Genomic DNA, 19,411 nt, shown 5'->3' on the forward strand with positions numbered 1-19,411 from the left:
ACATCCAGCGACGAGGACCACAGTAGGGGGAGCCACTGACAACGCCGTCGGGAGGGCGCCGGCGAAGGCCGGCGACAGTGGTGTCACCGATCGGTCCGGTGCCCCCGGCGCCGGCCGACCGCCTCCAGTTCACGACCCAACCGCTCGGGATCCCAGGCCTCGCTGACGGCCTGTCGGAGCAGATCGGCCTGGGAGGGCGGGGCGAGTCCGTCGACGGGCGGGTCGAGGTCCAGGTCGGTGGGGAAGGGGTAGCCCTCGGCGGTGGCGGCGACGACGCGGCGCAGCCAGTCGTCCGAGGCGCCCTCGGACCTGCGCCGCAGCAGAACGGGGAACACGGCGTTCACCATCGCCTCGCGGTCCACGGTCTCCATGGCCCGGCCGAACGCGGAGGAGATCTGGAGCAGGTTCGCCATACGCCGGATGTCCGACGAGCGGTTGTGCCCGGCGGCATGGAAGAGGGCGGGGTTGAAGAAGGCCGCGTCGCCCTTGTCGAGGGGGAGTTGGACGTGGTGGGCGTCGAAGTACCCGACGAACTCGGCCAGTCGCCAGGCGAGGTAGCCGGGCTCGAACTTCTGCGAGTGCGGGAGGTAGAGGGTGGGGCCCGACTCGACGGGCATGTCGCAGTGGGCGACCGCGCCCTGGAGGGTGAGGGCGGGCGAGAGTCGGTGGACGTGCGCGGGGTAGGCGGCGGCCTGCCGCTGGGAGAGGAAGCCGAGGTGGTAGTCGCGGTGCGGGCTCTGGGCGGCGCCGCCGGGGTTGACCACGTTGACCTGCGAGGTGACCTGGTAGGCGGGGCCGAGCCAGGCCTCGGCGACCAGGGCCAGCATGTCGTTGGCGTAGTAGTCGGCGAAGACGTCCGGCGCCCGTACGGCCATCTTGTCGAGGGCGCGCCAGACCCGGTCGTTGGCGCCGGGCCTGGCGAAGTGGTCGCCGCGCGCCGTACCCGAGGCGCGCTCCTCCTCGATCAGTTCGCGGAAGACGGCGGACGCCCGGTCGACGACGGCAGGGTCGGAGAACGCGCCCTTGAACACGACGATTCCGGGGCCGTCCAGGAGCGTGCGGACCAACTCCGCCTGGATCTCCCGACGGCCCTGGGGTGTGGCCGTCAGGGCGCGGAGCCGGTCGCTGTCGTAGAGGGGCACGTTGTGCTCGACCCGCTCGGCCGAGGGGTGGTCGGCGGGGGCGGTGTCCTGCTCGACGAGCGCCCGGAACGTGTCGAGGTCGCAGTCCGCCTCGGTCAGCCAGGTCTGTGACACCGCAGCGATGGGGGACATCGCGGCTCCTCTCGCAGCGCTTGTGTTCCTGCCAGTCTGAGGACCGCGAATCCCTCATTCAATGCGCGAAAACCCATCAAAAACACCTCACGAGCCACGGCGGAACGCGGGGGCGCGAACCACTTCCGGATGGGTGCAGGTCGAAGAATGCGTGCGGGGCGACCCGTGTTGGCCGTCGCGTCCGCGGCCGTGCCGCCCGCGCGGCGTCGTGTCGTCCGGGGCCGTCGTCGTGGGCGTCGTAGCGTGGGCCGCTCAGGTGGCGGTCGACCCCGGGGTGGCGGGATGTGCTGGAGTGCGACGGCCGATCTTGTGGCGGGTACGGGAGTCGCGGCGGTAGGGGTGACCGGTGTGGTGTGGGCGCGCGAGCGGCGGGACCTGCCCCTCGCGGCGCTGCCGTTGCTGCTCGGCGCCCACCAGATCGTGGAGTCGGTCGTCTGGTCCTCGGGCGGCGGCAGCGGACCGGCGACCGTCGCCTGGGCCGTCGTCGCCCTGCCGCTGCTCGCTGTGTGGGTGCCGGCGGGCGTGTGGTGCGTGGCCCCGCCGCGAGCCCGTACCCGGCTGGTCGTCCTGCTCGCCGTCGGGGTCGCGACCGCCGTGCCGCTCGCTCACGCCCTCGCCACCGGCCCGGTGACGGCCGAGATCCGCGGCCGCACCGTCGGCTACACGGTCGACCTCTCCCACCCGGCGCCCCTGGTCGCCGGCTACCTCCTCGCCACCGTCGGCTCGCTGCTCCTCTCCGGCGACCGGCGGCTGGTCGTCCTCGGCATCCTGGCCGCCGTCGGAGCCGTGGTCTGCTGGACGCTGTGGCGCCTGGAGTTCATCTCCACCTGGTGCGCCTTCGCGGCCCTGTGCTCGGTGGTCCTGCTCGGCTGGGTCCGCGCCCGCGCGACGGCGTCCGCCCGGCCGCACCAGAACGCCTGAGGCGGCCCCCACGACCTGGTGCCTCAACGGCGCATCCAGCCTGGTGAATCAATCATCCATCGAAGTGTTGACTTTCGGCTTGGTCAGCCAGAGGATTTCGGAGGTGACACACTCCGCCGCCGGGCCCCTCGGCCCGGTTCTCCCCGCGGCCCTCGACGAGGCAGCCCACCGCTGCCTCGTCGCGGGCTTCGACGGTACGACGACCGTCCCCGACACCTTGAAACGGCTGATCGACCGCGGCCTGGGCGGGGTCATCCTGTTCACCCGCAACATCCGCGACACCGACCAGGTCCGCGAACTCACCGACACCCTGCGGACGTTGCGGCCGGACCTGCTGATCGCCATCGACAACGAGGGCGGCGGCATCGGCCACCTCGTCACCGCGGGCGCCCCCGAGGTGCCCGGCTCCTGGGCGCTCGGCGCCGCCGACGATCCCGAACTGACCGCCGCGTGCGCCGACGCCCTCGCCGGGCATCTGCTCTCGCTCGGGATCACCGTCTCCTACGCCCCCGTCGCCGACGTCCAGAGCCGGCCCGAGAACCCGATCGTGCGCACCCGCGCCTTCGGCGGCGACCCCGAGCTGGTCTCCCGGCATCTGCGCGCCTGGATCGAGGCCACCGAACTTCGCGGCGTGGCCTCCTGCGCCAAGCACTTCCCCGGCCACGGCGGGACCGTCACCGACAGCCACCACGAGTTGGCGGTCGACCCACGGCCGTACGAGCGTCTCGACCTCGCGCCCTTCCGGGCCGCCGTCGCCGCGGGCGTCCCCATGCTGATGAGCGCCCACGTCGTCTTCCCGGCCCTCGACCCGGAGCTGCCCGCCACCCTCAGCCCGCGGATCCTCTCCGACCTGCTGCGCGGCGAACTCGGCTTCGAGGGCGTCCTCGTCAGCGACGCGCTGGAGATGAAGGCGATCGCCGACCGCTACGGGGAGGCGGCCGGCGCCCGTCTCGCGCTCGCCGCCGGAGCCGACCAGGTCATCGTCGCCGTACCGGATCTGGAGGTCACACTCGCCTGCCGGGACGCCGTGCTCGACGCTCTCGGCGCGGGCGACCTCGCGGCGGAGAGGGTGACCGAGGCCGCGGAACGGGTACGGCGGCTCGCGCTGCGGTACGCGGAGCCGTACCGGCCGGGTGCCGTGGCCGCGTGGGACGCGGGCGCCGGGCTGACGGCGGCGCGGCGGGCCGTACGGAGCGGGGGTCCGCTGCCGCGGCCGGTGCCGGGCGCCCATGTCGTCGACTGCTTCCCGCCCCCGCACCCCGCCCTCAACTGGGGCGGCGAGGACCTGCTGACCGAGATCCGCGCTCTGGACCCGACCGCCACGGGGACGGCGGTCGCCGGGGAGCCGGACGACCTCGCGGCCGTGGCGGGGGAGGCGCTGCGGGCCGCCGAGGGGCGCCCGCTGGTCCTCGCCCTGTGCGACGCGGAGCTGTACGCCTGGCAGGGGCGCCTCCGGGACGCCCTGTTCGCGGTGCGACCGGACACGCTGGTGGTCTCGACCGGGCTGCCGGAAGCGGGCGGTGCGCTTGCCGCGCATGGGAGGGGGCGGGTGAATCTGCGGGCCCTGGCCGAGGTCCTGGCGGGGCGGACGGCCTGAGCGAGGCCGGTTCCCGGCGGGGTGGACTCCGCTGTGGACGGGCCTCCGGTCCGTGGGGCTTCTCGCGCAGTCCCCGCGCCCCTGAAACGCAGGGGCTGCGCCCGTGCGTTTCAGGGGCGCGGGGACTCATGGCCGTCCGGCACCCCTGCCCGCGCCCCCTCACTTCCCTTCGATCACCTCCGTGATCCCCCGCGCCGCGAGGTAGGTCGTGTCCTCCGCGTGCTCCGCCAGGACCACCGCCGGGCGGGCGCCCTCCTGCCGCAGGCGCATCCACGCGTCGAAGAAGGTGCCTCCCGGGCCGGACACCGAGCGGGTGGACCGGGTGCAGTCCAGGACCAGGGCGGTCGTACGGGGAGCGGGCCGGGCGGTGGCGGTGCGCAGCTCGGCGACCGTCGTGGAGAGGGCGTCCGCGATGGGCTTGGCGCGGCCCGTGGAGTCGAACAGGCCGAGCGTGTACTCCAGTTCGGGGAAGTCGGCGAAGGCGCGGTCGACGTCGTGGGAGCACCACCATGTGACGCCCCACAGGTGGGCGCAGCCCGCCGCGTTCAGCAGGGTCGCGCGGGCGAAGTCGGGGGCGTCGGCCGCCGGGATGTGCGGCTCGGGAGCACCGGTCTCCTGGACCCAGACCGGGCGGCCCGGGTCGGTGGCGTAGGCGACGGCCAGCTCCGTGCCGTATTCCGCGAGGCGCTGCACCTCGGGTGAGCGCGGGCCGTAGCGGCGGGCGCAGTCCGCGGAGAAGACCCAGGGGTGGACCGTGGTGAGGTCGCCCTTGCGGGCCGAGGCCTCCGGGGTGAACGGGTGGTCGTCGCCGTACCAGGCGGCGTCGTACGCCGAGTGGGTGACCAGGCCCCCGGCCTCGCCGAGCCCGTCCCGCGCGGCGCCCAGCAGGGTGTCGAGGTAGTGGTCGACCTCGGCCACGGTGACCGGGTTGTGCTCGACCAGGTTGTTGAGCTCGTTGCCGAGCTGGAGGCCGATGAGGCGGGGGTGGCCGGAGAGGGCGCGGCCGAGCGTGCGCAGCAGCAGGGCCTGGGCCTCGATCGCCTCGGGGTCGGTGAAGACGTTGCGGTGGTGCCAGCTACGGGTCCACTCGGGGTAGAAGTCGAAGCTCGACAGATGGCCCTGGACGCCGTCCACGAGGACGTCGAGGCCGCACTCGCCCGCCAGGTCCACCAGCCGCACGAGCTGGTCCACGGCCGAGGACCGGACGAGGGTGCGGTTCGGCTGGAGCAGGGGCCACAGGTGGAAGACCCGGACGTGGTCCAGGCCCAGCCCGGCGATCTGGGCCAGGTCCTCGCGCGCGAGCCCGGGGTCGAAGTCGTGCCAGGCGTGGAACCAACCCCTGCGTGGGGTGTAGTTCACTCCGAAGCGGAGCGCGGGCGCGGGTGGCGTGCTGATGGCGTCCTCCTCAAGAGATGGACCTTGTCTCCGGCGAATGTATCAACCACCATGGACGACAATGAATAGTGATTTGAACCAAGCTTCTCCGGGTGCCACGGCCACCCCCGCCTACGTGCTCGGTATCGACGCGGGCGGCACCCGCACGCGTGCCGTCCTGGCGGAGCTCGGCGGCGGGCCGGTCCGGGGCGAGGGCACGGCGGGGCCCGGCAATTCGCTGACCGTGCCCGGACCGTTGCTCGCCGACCACCTCGCCGAGGCCGTCGCCCGGGCCGTGCCGGAGGAACTGCGCGGACGGGTGGTGGCCGTGGCCGGCGGGTTCGCGGGGGCCGGCCACCAGGCCCAGGGTGCCGACGAGCCCGGCCGGCTGCGGGCCCGGGCCGCCCTGTCGGCCGCGCTCGCCCGGCTCGGCGTCACCGCCGCGTCGGTCGGTGTCCACAGCGACATCGAGACGACGTTCGCCGCGGCCCCCGGCCATCCCGCCGACGGGCTGGTCCTGGTGGCCGGTACCGGCGCGGTCGCGGCCCGGATCGCCGGGCGGGTGCCGACCGCGACCTCGGGCGGCGACGGCTGGCTCCTCGGGGACGACGGCGGCGGCTTCTGGATCGGCCGCGCGGCCGTACGGGCCGCCCTGCGCGCGGCCGACGGTCGCGGTGTGCCCACCGCGCTCGTCCGCGCCGTCGGCCGGGACCTGGGGCTGCCGGAGGAGGTGTTGCCGCCGGAGGGCTACGGGGCGGACGGTGCCGTCGTGTGGAGTGCCGAGCGGCGTACCGCCTACCGGGCCGGGGTGCTGCCCGCCGTCATGGACCGGCCGCCCGTCCGTCTCGCCGATCACGCGCCCGTGGTGGTCCGGACGTCCGAGGAGAAGGACGCCGTGGCGGTGGAGATCCTCCAGGAGGCCGCGCGCCGGCTGGCCGGGACCGTCGCCGCCCTGGCACCCCGGCCGGGCGAACCCCTCGTGGCCACCGGCGGCCTGCTCGCCCCCGAAGGCCCCCTGCTGCCCCCGCTGACCGAACGCCTCGCCCCCCTCGGACTCACCCTCACCCCGGTCGCGGACGGCTCCCCGGGCGCAGTCGCCCTGGCCCGCCTGGCCCACGGCCCCGGCGACTGACCGGACGGCGGCGACTGACCGGACGGCGGCGACCCACTCCCACCGACCGCACAACTCCCCCCACCGCACAACTCCCCCCGCTCAGCCCCCTCCCGCGGCCGCTCACCTCGCCCGGCGCCCCCTCACTCCAGCCCCTCAGCCCTCTCCGGCCGCTCCCTCCCACCAGGCCTCACCCCTCCCTCCGCCGCTCACCTCCCCCGCGCCGCTCCGCCCTCGCAGACAAGGACGCCCCTTGCCTCCTCAAGACCGACCGGTCGCCCCGGCCGTCGCCCCCGCGCAGCCGCCGTACCGCGACCCCGCCGTCCCCGTCGACGTGAGGGTCGCCGATCTCCTCTCCCGTATGACCCGGCGCGAGAAGGTCGGGCAGCTCAACCAGCGGATGTACGGCTGGGACGCCTACCGCCGTACCTCCGCCGGGGACTTCGAACTCACCGAGGCCCTGGCCGCCGAGACCGAACGCTTTGCGGGGCTCGGCGCGCTCTATGGTCTGATGCGGGCCGACGCCTGGTCCGGCGTCGGCCACGGCGACGGGCCAGGTGCCGAGGACAGCGCCGATCTCGCCGACCTGGTCCAGCGCCACGTCCTGGAGCGCAGCCGGCTCGGGATCCCCGCCCTCTTCGTCGAGGAGGTCCCGCACGGCCACATGGCCCTCGACGGCACGGTCCTGCCCGTCAACCTGGCCGTCGGCGCCACCTGGGACCCCGACCTCTACGAGCGGGCCGCCGCGCACGCCGCCGCCGAACTCCGCGCCCGCGGCGGCCATGTGGCCCTCGTCTCCGCCCTCGACATCGCCAGGGACCCGCGCTGGGGCCGCACCGAGGAGTGCTTCACCGAGGACCCGTACCTCGCGGCCCGCCTGACGGAGGCGCTCGTCCGGGGCATGCAGGGCGGCCCCGGAGACCACTTCGCCCCCGACCGCGCCCCCGTCGTCCTCAAGCACTTCGCCGGTCAGGGTGCCACCGTCGGCGGCCGGAACTCCGCCGAGTCCGAGCTCGGCCTCCGTGAACTGCACGAGATCCACCTTCCGGCCGCCCGTGCCGGAGTCCGCGCGGGCGCCGCTGCCGTGATGGCCGCCTACAACGAGGTCGACGGCATGCCCTGCTCCGGCAACCGCGCCCTGCTCACCGGGCTGCTCCGCGAACAGTGGGGCTTCGACGGCCTGGTCATGGCCGACGGACTCGCCGTCGACCGCCTCGCCCGCGTCACCGGCGACAAGGTCTCCGCCGGTGCCCTGGCCCTGGACGCAGGCGTCGACCTCAGCCTCTGGGACGAGGGCTTCACGCACCTGGAGGAGGCCGTCGAGCGCGGCCTGGTCGCCGAGGCCGCGCTCGACACCGCCGTCGCCCGCGTACTGCGCCTGAAGTTCCGCCTCGGTCTGTTCGAGAACCCCTACACCCGCCGCGCGTCGATCCCGGTGGACACCGGACGCGCTCACAGCACCGACCTCGCCCGTGCCTGCGTCACCCTCCTGCGCAACCCGGCCGACACGCTGCCCGTCGGCGCCTCGGTACGCCGGATCGCCGTGCTGGGCCCGCACGCCGCCACCACCGGCCACCACCTCGGCGACTACACCGCGCCGCAGCGCCCCGGCACCGGCACGAGCGTTCTCGACGCCCTGCGCCGCCTCGCCCCGCCCGGTACGGACGTCCGTCACGCCGAGGGCGCGGCCCTCACCGGCGCCGACCTCACCGGCGTCCCGGCCGCGATCGCCGAGGCCGCCGTGGCCGACCTGGCCGTGCTCGTGCTGGGCGGCAGCAGCGCCCGTACCCCCGACACGGAGTTCGACGCCAACGGCGCCGCGCGGACGGTGGTGTCGGAGATGACCTGCGGCGAGGGCGTGGACCTCGCGGGACTACGGCTCGGCACGGCGCAGGAGGCCCTGCTGGACGCCGTCGTGGCGACGGGCACGCCCACCGCGGTCGTCCTGATGCAGGGCCGCCCGCACGTGGTGCCCGACACCCCGGCCGCGGCACTGCTCACCGCTTGGTACCCGGGCCCTTGGGGCGGCGAGGCCGTCGCCGAGGTGCTCCTCGGACTTGCCGAGCCCCTCGGCCGGCTCCCGGTCTCCGTCCCCCGCTCAGCCGCCCAGCTTCCCGTCCACTACAACCACAAGGACACCGAGTACGGCGGGTACGTCGACGAGGGCGCCGAGCCGGCGTACTCCTTCGGGCACGGGCTGTCGTACACGACCTTCGACCACGGTGCGCCCCGGGTCTCGGGGCGCACCGTCGAGGTGGACGTCACCAACACCGGGGAACGGTACGGGCGTTCGGTCGTGCAGGTGTACCTCCGCAGGCTCATCACCCGCAGTTGGCCGCGCACCCTCGAACTGTGCGCGTTCGAGGGTGTGGGCCTGGCGCCGGGCGAGCGCCGTACGGTCCGCCTGGCGTTCGACGTGCCCGCCGGGACCGACACAATGGAGCTGCGGGTCGCGCGGTCCGCGCGGGAGGCGCTGGACGTCGTACCCGTCGTGGTGGACCTCAGAGGTCGTGGTGGACTCAGAGCTTGACGGCCCCGGAGGAGACGCCCTTGTAGAACCACCGCTGGGTGATCACGAACAGCACCAGTACCGGGATCACGGAGATCACCGAGCCCGCCATCACCATCCGCTGGTCGTAGCCGAAGGAGGACGACGTGAGACGGGACAGGCCGAGCGTGAGGGTGAAGTGGTCCTCGGTGCGCAGCACGATCAGCGGCCACAGGAAGTCGTCCCAGGCGCTGATGAAGGTGTTGATGGTGACGACGAGGATCGCGCCCCACGCGGACGGCAGGTAGAGGTACCGGAACCGCTTCCACTCGCCCGCCCCGTCCAGCATCGCCGCGTCCTCGACCTCGCGCGGCACGGCGAGGAACGCGGCCCGCATGATCAGGACGTTGATGGCGGCGACGAAGCCGGGCAGCCAGACCCCCACCAGGCTGTCGACCAGACCGAGGTCACGGACGCTCAGGAACAGCGACACCATGATCGACTCGAAGGGGAACATCATGGACGCCATCAGCAGCACCCAGACCAGCTTGCGGCCCTTCCAGCTCGGCTTGGAGAGCATGTAGCCGGCGAGCGTGGAGAAGACCAACTGGCTGGTGACGGAGAGCGCCACGACCACGAGGCTGTTGCGGATGTACGTCCAGACCGGGACCTGCGCGAACACCTCGCGGTAGGCGCGCAGCGTCGGGTCGTGGGGGAAGAGGGAGGCGTTCTCGCCGAACACGTCCTCGCCGACGCCCTTCAGCGACGACAGCAACTGCCACAGCAGCGGGCCGACGGTGATACCGAGCACGAACAGCAACAGCAGGTACCGGACGACGAGTTCGCGGGGGCGGCCGTAGTCCCGCCAGCGCGGCATCAGGCGCCGCCTCCCGGCCGGGGCCGCGGCTGTGGCCGTGGCCGTCCGCGGCTCCTTCACGGCGGTGGTCACGACTCGTCCTCCTTCGTCAGTCGCTGTGCGAGCAGCGTGAGGCCCAGGGTGAGTACGAAGAGGGCGACGCTGACCGCCGAGCCGTAGCCGGCGTTCCCGGTGAGCGGGTCGAGGGCGACGTCCCGGATGTAGAAGGGGAGGGTGCGGTCGGCGCCGCCGGGGCCGCCGGTCGCGCCACCGAGCATGTAGATCTCCGTGAACACGCGCAGCGAGCCGATACCGGTGAGGGTGCCGACCAGCATCATCGAGGTGCGCACGCCCGGCACGGTGACGTGCCAGAAGCGGCGGACCGCGCCGGCGCCGTCCACGGCGGCGGCCTCGTGCAGTTCCTTGGGCACGTTCCCCAGCGCGGCCAGGTAGAAGATCATGTACCAGCCGAGGCCCTTCCACAGGGTGAGCCCCATCGCGCACAGCAGGATCAGCCACGAGTCGGAGAGGAACGGGATCGCCGACCGGATGATGTGGGCCTTCTGCAGCCAGGTGTTGACCAGGCCCTGGTCGCTGAGCAGCCACTGCCAGCTGAGCCCCACGACCACGCTGGAGGCGAGGACGGGCGTGTAGAAGGCGGAGCGGAAGAAGCCGATGCCCGGCAGGTTCTTCTCCACCAGCACGGCCAGCATCAGCGGCAGCAGCACCATCAGCGGGACCACGATCACCGCGTACAGCACGCTGTTGCGGGTGGCGAGCCAGAAGTCGGAGTCGCCCAGCATCCGGGTGTAGTTGTCCAGGCCCACGAACGAGGCGGCGCCGCCGAGCGGTTTGGCGTCGGTGAACGACAGCAGCAGCGTGTTCAGGAACGGGTACAGCCCGAAGACGGTGATGCCGATGATCGCCGGGGACATCCACAGCCACGGCAGCCACCAGCGGCGGTACAGCGCGGCGCCGCCCGCGTCGGCGGACGGGCCCGGCTTGAGGGCCCGCAACAGGCGGCGCCGGCCGGTCGGTTCCCCGGGGCGGGGGTCGCGGGAGGAGACCGCGACCCCCGGTCCCTTGGTGGGGGGAGAGAGGGTGGTCATACTCAGCTGCCCTGCTCGATCAGCTCGTTGGCCTTTTTCTGGGCCTCGTCCAGGGCGTCCTGGGCGCTCTTCTTGCCCTGCATGGCCAGCTGGATCTGGGCCGTGATGGCGTTCAGCTCACCGGGGGTCAGGGCGATCTCGTCGGCCGTGGAGGTCTTGCGGTCGCTCGCGACGATCTTGCGGGCCTCGGCGAACGGGTCGTCGCCCTTGACCGACTGGAAGAACGGATCGTCCAGGGAGGCCGTGGTGGAGGGGAAGATGACGACGTTCGGGTCCTTCGCCCACTCCAGCTGGTTCTTCGCGTTGGTCAGGAACTGCGCGAAGGACAGCGCGGTCGCCGCGTTCTTGCTGGTGGACGCGACGCCGATGTACTGCGGGGCGCCGACGGTGTGGCCGAGGTCGTCCAGCATGAAGCGGGCGACACCCGTCTTCTTGTAGACGCTCGGGTTGTTCTGCTGGATGAAGCGCAGGAAGTTGGGGTTCGTCGGGCCGTAGACCAGCTTGCCCTGGCCGTAGACGTTGGCCGGGTCCTGGGTGGAGGAGAGCGAGTCCCTCGGCATGCCGCCGGCCTTGTAGAGCTTCGTCATCGCCTCGACCCACTGCGCGGTCTTCGGGTCGTCGGCGAAGGTGAACTTCTTGCCGTCGGAGGAGAGGATCTTGATGTCCATCTGCTGCCAGTCGGCCGGGATGCGCAGCTGCGGGTTGGCGAGGAAGGCGTAGTACTTGCCGTCGGAGACCTCGGCTATCTTCTGCGCGTCCTCGAACAGACCGAGCACGGTCGTCGGAGGTTTGGCGGGATCGAGGCCGGCCTCCTTCATCAGCTCGGTGTTGAAGGTCTGCACGATGCCGCCGGAGTACCAGGGGAGCACGCTGTGCACCTCGGCGCCGGTGGAGTCGGCGTACCTGCTCGACTTCCACAGGTTGGGCACGAACGGCTCGCCGGCGTCCGGGGCCTTCTTGTCCAGGTCGAGCAGATAGCCGTTCTTGGTGAGCGCGATCGCCGTGTTGACGTTGATGTTCACCACGTCCGGCAGTGTGCAGCCCTGCGCGTCCGCGACCAGGCGCTGGGTGAACGTGGCGTCGCCCGGGTCGTCGACCCACTTCACGGTGGTGTCCGGGTGGGCCTGCTCGAAGGCCTTGATGACGCCGTTGAAGTAGCCGCCGAAGTCTTTCTTCAGATTGGTCGTCTGGAAGGTGATCGTGCCCTTGACGTCGCCGGTGAGCTTGCCGGAGCCGACGTTGCCCTTGTCGACCTTGCAGCCGCCGGCGGTGGCGTCCCCGCTGTCGGAACCGCCGCCCGACAGGCCGCAGCCCGCGGCGGTCAGGGTGAGGGCGATGACACCCACCACACATCCGGTCAGTCTTCTCGCGCGCATGTCGCCTCCTGCGATCAGTCAGCTGCCGGATCGAGCAGCCGGATCGAGCAGCTGGTTCAAATCACCAACTTGGACTTCGATTGATGAAAAGGTGGACCAGAATTCATCGGAGGTCAATGCCTGGCCGTGTTGCTTTTCGGTTCCGAGTCGTTTGCCGGTCCGCGCGACCCAACGCGCGGGCCGCGCGTCAGTGCCGGTGCTCGTGGTCGGGGTGCGAGGGGTCGCCGGGGTGCTCGTGACCCGGCGCGTACTCCACATCGGCCCGCGCCCGGTCCAGCCAGTCGAAGAAGGCCTGCCGGCCCAGGGCCCGCCGCAACTCCGCCGCGACGTCGGCGTGGACCTCGTCGTACGGCACGAAGTCGCCCTCCACCGCCCCGCCGTACGGGTCGACGCCGCGCCGCAGGGCCTCCGGGGTGAGGAAACGGTCCGGATTGCGGTCGTAGTAGGCCCGTACGGCCTCCTCCGGCACCCGCTGCTCGCCCTCCAGCGCGGCCAGCAGGGTGCGCGCGGCGGGGGAGTGGGCGAGCGCCACCGCGATGATGCTGCCCAGGTCGGCGACCTCGGTCCCGGACACCGCGAGCGGGTGGTCCGGCGCCTCGTCGGGCGGCGGCGCCAGCCCGCGCGCGGCGCACGCCCGCCGGGCCAGCTCGTCGGCGACGACCACCTGCGTCGCCCACCGTCTCCGCTGCCGCTCCGCCCGCGCCCGCCCCTCCGGCCGGGCCTCCCGATCCCGCGCGGGCACGACCGCCAGCACGGCGTCCACCCGCTCCCGCACGACGGGCTCACCACCGACGAACGCGGCGTGCGCGGCGTGGAAGTGTGCCGGGTGGCCGTCTGCCTGGTCGCCGTGTGCCGTCCGTCCGTTCACGGTCCCACCTCCAGGACGACCGCCTCCGTGTAGGCCACGCAGCCGTGCCACCCGGCCTTCGCCATCAGCCAGTACGACCCCGGGGGCACCGCCGAGCCGTCGACCTCGATCGTGCTCTCGGCGCTCTCCCCGGCGGCCAGGGAGAAACCCTGGAGGCCCGGTGCGACGCCCGCCCAGGTCCCCCACGACGACACGGCCCACAGCGCTCCGCCCACCGGCCCCCGGGTCGTGTTCCGGAGGCGCACCGGCACCCGCACCCGTTCGCCCCGGCGCACCTCGACCCGGTCGACGCCCAGCTCCATCACCAGACTCGGCCCGGTCCGCCCGTCCGGCTCGCCCTCCACCGCCGCGCCGGGCACGTCCAGGGCGACCACGTCCTCGAACGTCTGCCCGCCGTGGGTCAGCCGCGCGGCGAGCGTGTAACGGCCGGGAACCGGGTCCGGCGGGGGCGTCACCGTGACCTCGGTGAGCGAGAAGCCACCCGCGCCCAGCGCGTACGGCAGTTCGGCGGGCTCGGCGCTCCAGCCGGGCGGCACCTCCAGGGCGACCGTGCCCGAGACCGGCGCATCGGTCAGCTCGGAGGAGATCCGGACCGTCGCCGTGACCGGCCCGTCGGCGGTGAGCGCCGTCGGCGAGAGGTAGACGGCCACGGGCATGTTCCCCCGGGGCGCCGGACCGGAGTTGTGCAGCCAGTACCGGGTGTGCACCGGCTGAGCGGGTTCGTGCGCGGCGACACCGGCGCCCTCCTCGGGGAGCCCGCACGTCGGCGAGGGCTCCGCGGCGGCGCTCCCGTCCGCCGAGGCGTCGGCGGCGGGCCCGGCGGACCGTACGGGCGCGGCGGCGACCGGCGAGGCCAGCACGGTCGCCACCTCGAACCCCGTGAGGTCCAGCTCCAACGCCCCGTCCGCGCCGGGGGCCAGAGCCTCACCGGCCCGCTCCAGGACGTCCGCCCGACGGCCGCTGGCCCATGCCGACGGCCCCGTCACCCGCGCCCGCACCGGCCGCCCGTCCACCTCGTGCGCCCGTACGACGACCTCGCGCGCCGGGTCCACGGGGACGGTGCCGCCCCGGGCCAGCGGCGATCCGGCCGGCTTGAGGGCGTCCAGCACCACCCGGCCCTCGGGCTCCAGCGCCAGCAGGGTCGCGGTCCTCGGCAGGCCGGCCCCGGTCCCGGCGGGCTCCCGCAGCCGGGCCGTGAGGGGATGCTCGGGCGTTCGCAACCGGCCTGTGAGCGGATGGTTGAAGGCGTGCCCCGCGCGCGGCCAGCCCAGGTCGCGCCAGTCGCCCTCGCCCGCGACGACCGCGTACGCGAAGGTGTGCGACCAGCGCTGGAGCTGGAAACCGGAGCCGTCGGGCGCCGTGCGGCGGGGCGGGTCGACCCAGATGCCGGAGGGCCAGCCGGTGCAGGAGCGCATCAGCGACATGTGGAGGTCGCCGGAGGAGGTGACGACGCAGCCCGGAGTGCCCCGGTTCAGGATCGCGAAGCCCCGCCCGTCCCACGCGTCGCCCGGCGGCAACGCCTCGCCGCCCCCCGCCGCGACGGCCCGTACGGTCGCGTCGTCCAGGTCGGCGATCAGCGCGTCGACGGCTTTCGCGTCGTCCTCGGGGCGGGCGCCCGCCACCACGAGCAGCGGCAGCCGCTCCAGGTCGCGCAGATCGGCGCCGGGCACCCACTCCTCGCGCAGGGAGGCGCGGGGTGCCACCCACACCGTCGCCAGACCGTCCTCGGCGAGTTGGCGGCGCAGTTCCCGGGCAGCCGCCGGGTCCCAGCCGAGGGCCTCGGCGACCATGGCGTTGCGTTCGGGGCCGCCGACGGCGATCCGGATGTCGGGCAGGTTGGAGTCGACCTCCAGATCTCCGTAGCGGGGACCGTCCGCGATCGTCGAGGTGGCCGTGACGCCGGTGCGGACCAGGGCGGCGGCCAGCGGGGTGCCCAGTTCGCCGGCGGTGTCCCAGTCGTCGAAGACCAGTTCGGCGACGCCGATCGAGCGGTGGCCGAGCAGGGCGCCGGTGTCGTCGTGGACGGCGACGCGGGCCGTGGAGCCGAGCCCGAACCAGGTGTTGGCCGGGTTGTCGAGCGTCCACGGGAACTGCTCGCTGTCCACCTCCACGAAGCCGAACCCCCGTCCCACGACCGCGTCCGCGACCTCGTGCACCGGCAGCCCGCCGCGCACGTCCGAGGGCCAGCGCACCCGGATCAGCCGGTCGGCGCCGTCGTAGCCGTCGACCGTCGTCGTCACGTCCAGCCGGTCCACACCCGCCCACAGGGTGAGCCGCTGGGTGTACCGGAAGAGGCCCAGGTCGGCGCGGACGGTGATGCGGGAGCCGGCCGGCGAGTGCTCGACATCGATGTCAGCCGTGACGTCCCGGCTGCGGGCGGCCGTGGTGCCGGTCGGGGTGAGGTGCCAGGGGCCCTCGCCGAAGCGCGGGTGCCTCGGGTACTCCTCCTGCACCACCAGCTCGTTGCCGATGTCCCCGGGCCGCAGCAGCTCCCGGCCGCCCCCGGCTCCGGTGAGTGCGCGCAGACCGCTCACTCCGCCGCCTCGCGCGGGGTCGACGGTCACCTCGTAGAACTCGTTGCGGATGGTCGTCCCCTCGCCGGCCGTCCAGCCGGGCACCGAACCGTCCGCCAGCGGGAGCGCCGTGAGGCCCATGCCGGGCACCTCCGGCACGACGACGCTCAGTTCGCCGTCCTCGGACACGGCGGGCAGCGGCAGCCCGGTGTGGTCGAGCGGGACGCGGCCGGGGTCGGCGACGGTCAGCACGTCCCCGCGCCGCCACGTCGCGGAGTTGAAGACGACCAGGTCCGGTCCGTCGCCCGGCAGCGGCGCGACCCGGTCGGCGAGCGCCTGGGTGGCGTCGGCGTGCACCTCCTCCGCCAGGTCGTACAACTCCCGCCAGCCGGTGAGCAGATCGATGTACACCTGGTCCGACTCGGAGCCGGTGATGGCGTCGTGGTGCGCGCCGTAGATCAGCTGCCGCCAGGCCTTGTCCAGGGCGGCGTCCGGATAGGGGTGGCCGGTGGTGAGAGAGGCGAGCGTCGCCCAGGCCTCGGCGTCGGCGAGCAGCGTCTCGCCGTACCGCTGGGCCTGCTTGGTGTCGATGTAGGAGACGTCCTTGCCGGTGTAGACCGGGTTCATGTCCCGGGTCTGCGGGGAGGCCGTGCGCCCTTCCCGCTCCAGCTCGGCGCGGACGGCGGCGAAGAAGTCGCGGGGGATGCCGCTGACGAACCGGGGCCAGACGTACCGCTCGTTCCAGTCGCGGTGGATGCCCATCACCCAGCGGCACGGCGGGGCGTAGTCGCCGCCGACCGGCAGCAGGACGTTCCGGGTGAGCGCGACCTTCTTCAGCCCTCGGAAGAGCTTGAGCGCGGCGGCCTCCGCCTCGGGGAGCGTGGGCGCGTTGTCGATGGCCCAGCCGGCGCCGTAGTGGTTGACCATGTACGCGGTCAGCAGGCCGCGTCCGGAGGGGGCGATCCAGCTGAACTCCGCCGGGAACTGCATCCGTCGCGGATCGCGCGGCTCCTCCCCGAACACCGACAGGGTCGGCCCCCACTGGTGGAAGGGGCCGCGCGCCCACGAGCTCGACGTGACCCCCGCGTCCGCCATCAGCCCGGGGAACTGCGGGTCGTGCCCGAAGGCGTCCAGCTGCCAGGCGGTCTCCGGCGCTGCCCCCATGATCCCGCGCTGGAAACCGTCGCCGTACAGCGCGTTCCGTACGGTCGCCTCGGCGCCGGTGAGGTTGGTGTTGGGCTCGTTGTAGGTGCCGCCCATGATCTCGACGCGGCCGGTGCGGATCAGCTGCCGCAGGAAGGCCCGCTCCTCGGGGAAGGCGTCCCAGTAGGGCTTGAGGTAGTCGACCTCGGCGAGCACGAAGGTGTACGCCGGATCGCGCCGGGCCAGATCGCAGTGGGCGCGGACGAGACTCATGCCGGACTGGCCGCGTGAGTCGAAGGTCCGCGCGGGCAGGCCCGTGCGCGCCGGGTCGTCGGCGACGTCCCAGGTCTCGGTGTAGGCGGCCTGGGTGTTCCACCAGACGGGGTCGTAGTGGAAGTGGCTGACCATGAACATGGTCCAGCCGGGCTCGGCAACCGTGAGGGCGGCGGTGCGCCTGGCCACCAGCTCCCCGTCGGCGGCCGTGACGGTGATCTCCCGGTGGTCGCCGGGGACGAGTCCGTCCGTGGACACGGGTATCTCGGCGCGCGCGGTGCCGCCCTCGCCGACGGTGACGACGGTCTGCCCGACGGCACGGACGCCGGGGCCCTCCACGCTCAGCCGGACCGTTCGGCCCGAGTCGTGCTCGATGTCCACGGCGACCACCTGGTGCGGCTGGTCCTCCGTCCCGACGAAGAGCTCGGTCGACTCGACAGAGATGACGCGCATGGGGCTCCTACGAGTGCTCTGGGGGAGCCCCATCCTGGCAGCGAGGGATGGTTCAATCAACCATGCGTCGGAATATTGGTTGATTCATCCATACAGGTCCTTCGCCGGGGGGCGACTGTGCCCCCGGCCGGTCAGCGGCCGCGCCGGGACTTCACCGCGTGCGCCCCCGCGATGTGGTCGGTCAGTGCCAGGGAGGCGCTCGCCCGCTGGTAGGAGAGCTGGCCGACGCGGACGTAGAGGCAGTCGATGAGCATCAGCACGGAGTGCCGTGCACCGATGCTGCCAGTGCGGAAGCTGGTCTCCGACGAGGAGGAGATCAGCCGGATGTCGGCGGCACGGGCCAGCGGCGATCGGGGGTCTGCGGTCAGGGCGACGGTGGTGGCGCCGCGCTCCTTGGCCAGCTCGAACGGCTCGAGCACCTCCCGGGTGGCGCCGGAGTGGGAGATGCCGATCGCCACGTCCGCCGGGGTGAGCAGGGCCGCCGAGGTGGTCGCCGCGTGCACCTCGGTCCAGCCGCGCACCGCGCAGCCGATGCGGAACAGCCGGGTCTCCGTCTCCTGCGCGACCGCGCCGCTGCCGCCGACGCCGTACACGTCCGTGCGCCGCGCGCGGGCCACGGCCTGCGCCGCGCGCTCCACGGAGTCCAGGTCGATCCGGTCGATGGTCTGCTGGATGGCCCGCAGATCGGCGGTGCCGACGACCTGGACGACCCGCTCCAGACTGTCGTCGGGGGAGATGTCCGGCCCGATCTCGGTGTTGCCCCACTCGGAGGACTCGCCCCGGCCCCGCTCCTGGGCCAGCTCGATCAGCAGGTGCTGATAGGAGTCGAGGCCGATGGCCCGGCAGAACCGGGTCACGGTGGCCTGGGAGGTGCCGGTGCGCCGGCCCAGCTCCGCGGCCGAGCAGTGGGTGACGGCGGCCGGATCCTCCAGGATCAGCTCGCCGACCTTCCGCAGGGAGCCGGCCAGCCGGGGCAGCTCGGTGCGGATCAGGGTGGTGACATCGGTCGAGGGCATGGGGAGAAGGTATCAGCCACCCGTTGGTGCAGTGGGTGAATACCAGGACCGAGCTGGCTGGCCCCACTCGGGGGTGAACTGCGCCATTGCCCTCGATGCCGGGCCTGTGATTCAGTGATTCACTGATAGGTGTGTACGGGGTGGTTCAATCCACCAGTGGGGAGTCTCAGGTGTCCGTCGAGTCCGCCAACGAGTCCGTGACCGAGCCGGTGAGCGCCGACCGCTTCGCGCGCGAGGGCCTGGCCGTCCTGCACCGTCTCACCGAGTCCGCGCGCGCCGACGTGACCGCCGCCGCCGAGCTGATCGCCGACTGCGTCCGCGCGGACGGCGTCGTCCAGGCCTTCGGCACCGGCCACTCCCAGGCCATGGTCCTGGAACTCGCGGGCCGCGCCGGCGGCTTCGTGCCCACCAACCGGATCCAGATGGCCGACCTCGTCCTCTTCGGCGGCGACCACCCCAGCGGCCTCGACGACCCGCTGCTCGAACGCGAGCCCGGCATAGCGGTCCGCCTCTACGAACTGGCCGACCCCCGCCCCCAGGACCTCTTCGTCGTCGTCTCCAACTCCGGTGTCAACAACGTCATCGTCGAGATGGCCCTGCACGCCAAGGAACGCGGCCACCGCCTGCTCGCCCTCACCTCCCTCGCCCACACCCGTTCCGTCCCGGCCACCCACCCCAGCGGCAAGAAGCTCGCTGACCTCGCCGACGTCGTCCTCGACAACGCGGCCCCACGCGGCGACGCGCTGCTGGAGCTGCCGGGCGGCGGCGCCGTCTGTGCCCTGTCCACCCTCACCGGCGTCATGCTCGTCCAGATGACCGTCGCCGAGGCCACCGCCCAACTCCTCGCCTCCGGCGACCGCCCCCCGGTCTACGTCTCCGCCAACGTGCCCGGCGGCTTCGAGGGCAACCTGGACCTGGAGAAGCGGTACGCCGGCCGCATCCGACGCACCGCCAGCTGACCACCAGGCTGCCCCCCCGCGCCCCGTGAGGGGAGCGGGGAACTGCGCGACAAAAGCCCCCACCGGGCCCGCGGTTGAAG

General features: G+C 73.2%; 13 protein-coding genes. 5 read left to right on the plus strand and 8 right to left on the minus strand.

Features of this window, described 5'->3' with window-relative positions; all coding sequences use genetic code 11:
- Positions 1-83 precede the first annotated feature (83 nt).
- The gene (locus tag PUR53_RS19740) at positions 84-1,274 is read right to left on the minus strand and encodes a phytanoyl-CoA dioxygenase family protein (protein WP_329909095.1); all 1,191 of its coding nucleotides are present in this window, start codon (positions 1,272-1,274) and stop codon (positions 84-86) included.
- 282 nt (positions 1,275-1,556) lie between these two features.
- Here PUR53_RS19740 and PUR53_RS19745 point away from each other — a divergent pair, with 282 nt between their 5' ends.
- On the plus strand, positions 1,557-2,195 hold the full coding sequence (locus tag PUR53_RS19745) for a DUF6629 family protein (RefSeq protein WP_329909096.1): 639 nt from the start codon (positions 1,557-1,559) through the stop codon (positions 2,193-2,195).
- Positions 2,196-2,298: 103 nt separating this feature from the next.
- Complete coding sequence (locus PUR53_RS19750) at positions 2,299-3,792, plus strand: glycoside hydrolase family 3 N-terminal domain-containing protein (protein ID WP_329909097.1); 1,494 nt, start codon at positions 2,299-2,301, stop codon at positions 3,790-3,792.
- Positions 3,793-3,951: 159 nt separating this feature from the next.
- On the opposite strand, the gene PUR53_RS19755 is transcribed toward PUR53_RS19750, so the two are convergent.
- Positions 3,952-5,151: a glycoside hydrolase 5 family protein gene (locus PUR53_RS19755; protein WP_443078120.1), complete on the minus strand. Its 1,200-nt coding sequence runs from the start codon at positions 5,149-5,151 to the stop codon at positions 3,952-3,954.
- Positions 5,152-5,248: 97 nt separating this feature from the next.
- On the opposite strand from PUR53_RS19755, the gene PUR53_RS19760 reads away from it, so the two are divergent.
- Both PUR53_RS19760 and PUR53_RS19765 read left to right on the plus strand, forming a co-directional pair.
- Positions 5,249-6,298, plus strand: coding sequence for a BadF/BadG/BcrA/BcrD ATPase family protein (locus tag PUR53_RS19760; protein WP_443080329.1), 1,050 nt, complete (start codon positions 5,249-5,251; stop codon positions 6,296-6,298).
- 232 nt (positions 6,299-6,530) lie between these two features.
- Entirely contained in the window at positions 6,531-8,807 is a 2,277-nt protein-coding gene (locus PUR53_RS19765) for a glycoside hydrolase family 3 N-terminal domain-containing protein (protein ID WP_443080330.1), read from the plus strand.
- On the opposite strand, the gene PUR53_RS19770 is transcribed toward PUR53_RS19765, so the two are convergent.
- From PUR53_RS19770 to PUR53_RS19795, 6 genes are all read right to left on the minus strand, one after another.
- Positions 8,797-9,642, minus strand: coding sequence for a carbohydrate ABC transporter permease (locus tag PUR53_RS19770; RefSeq protein ID WP_086796709.1), 846 nt, complete (start codon positions 9,640-9,642; stop codon positions 8,797-8,799). The genes PUR53_RS19765 and PUR53_RS19770 overlap by 11 nt on opposite strands.
- 68 nt (positions 9,643-9,710) lie before the next feature.
- Positions 9,711-10,730, minus strand: coding sequence for a carbohydrate ABC transporter permease (locus PUR53_RS19775; protein ID WP_329909099.1), 1,020 nt, complete (start codon positions 10,728-10,730; stop codon positions 9,711-9,713).
- Positions 10,731-10,732: 2 nt separating this feature from the next.
- Positions 10,733-12,106: an extracellular solute-binding protein gene (locus tag PUR53_RS19780; protein ID WP_329897446.1), complete on the minus strand. Its 1,374-nt coding sequence runs from the start codon at positions 12,104-12,106 to the stop codon at positions 10,733-10,735.
- 187 nt (positions 12,107-12,293) lie between these two features.
- Positions 12,294-12,974, minus strand: coding sequence for a peptidyl-prolyl cis-trans isomerase (locus tag PUR53_RS19785; RefSeq protein WP_443080331.1), 681 nt, complete (start codon positions 12,972-12,974; stop codon positions 12,294-12,296).
- A complete protein-coding gene (locus PUR53_RS19790; protein ID WP_329909100.1) occupies positions 12,971-17,356 on the minus strand; it encodes an NEW3 domain-containing protein in 4,386 nt (1,461 codons plus the stop codon). The genes PUR53_RS19785 and PUR53_RS19790 overlap by 4 nt, the downstream gene beginning before the upstream one ends.
- A gap of 131 nt (positions 17,357-17,487) precedes the next feature.
- Positions 17,488-18,372 (minus strand): MurR/RpiR family transcriptional regulator, encoded by an 885-nt coding sequence (locus tag PUR53_RS19795; protein WP_329909101.1) that lies wholly within the window; start codon positions 18,370-18,372, stop codon positions 17,488-17,490.
- 170 nt (positions 18,373-18,542) lie between these two features.
- Here PUR53_RS19795 and PUR53_RS19800 point away from each other — a divergent pair, with 170 nt between their 5' ends.
- Entirely contained in the window at positions 18,543-19,331 is a 789-nt protein-coding gene (locus tag PUR53_RS19800) for an SIS domain-containing protein (protein ID WP_329897443.1), read from the plus strand.
- The last annotated feature ends 80 nt before the right edge of the window (positions 19,332-19,411 follow it).

The organism is Streptomyces sp. SP18BB07, assembly GCF_036322545.1.
GTDB lineage: Bacteria > Actinomycetota > Actinomycetes > Streptomycetales > Streptomycetaceae > Streptomyces > Streptomyces deccanensis.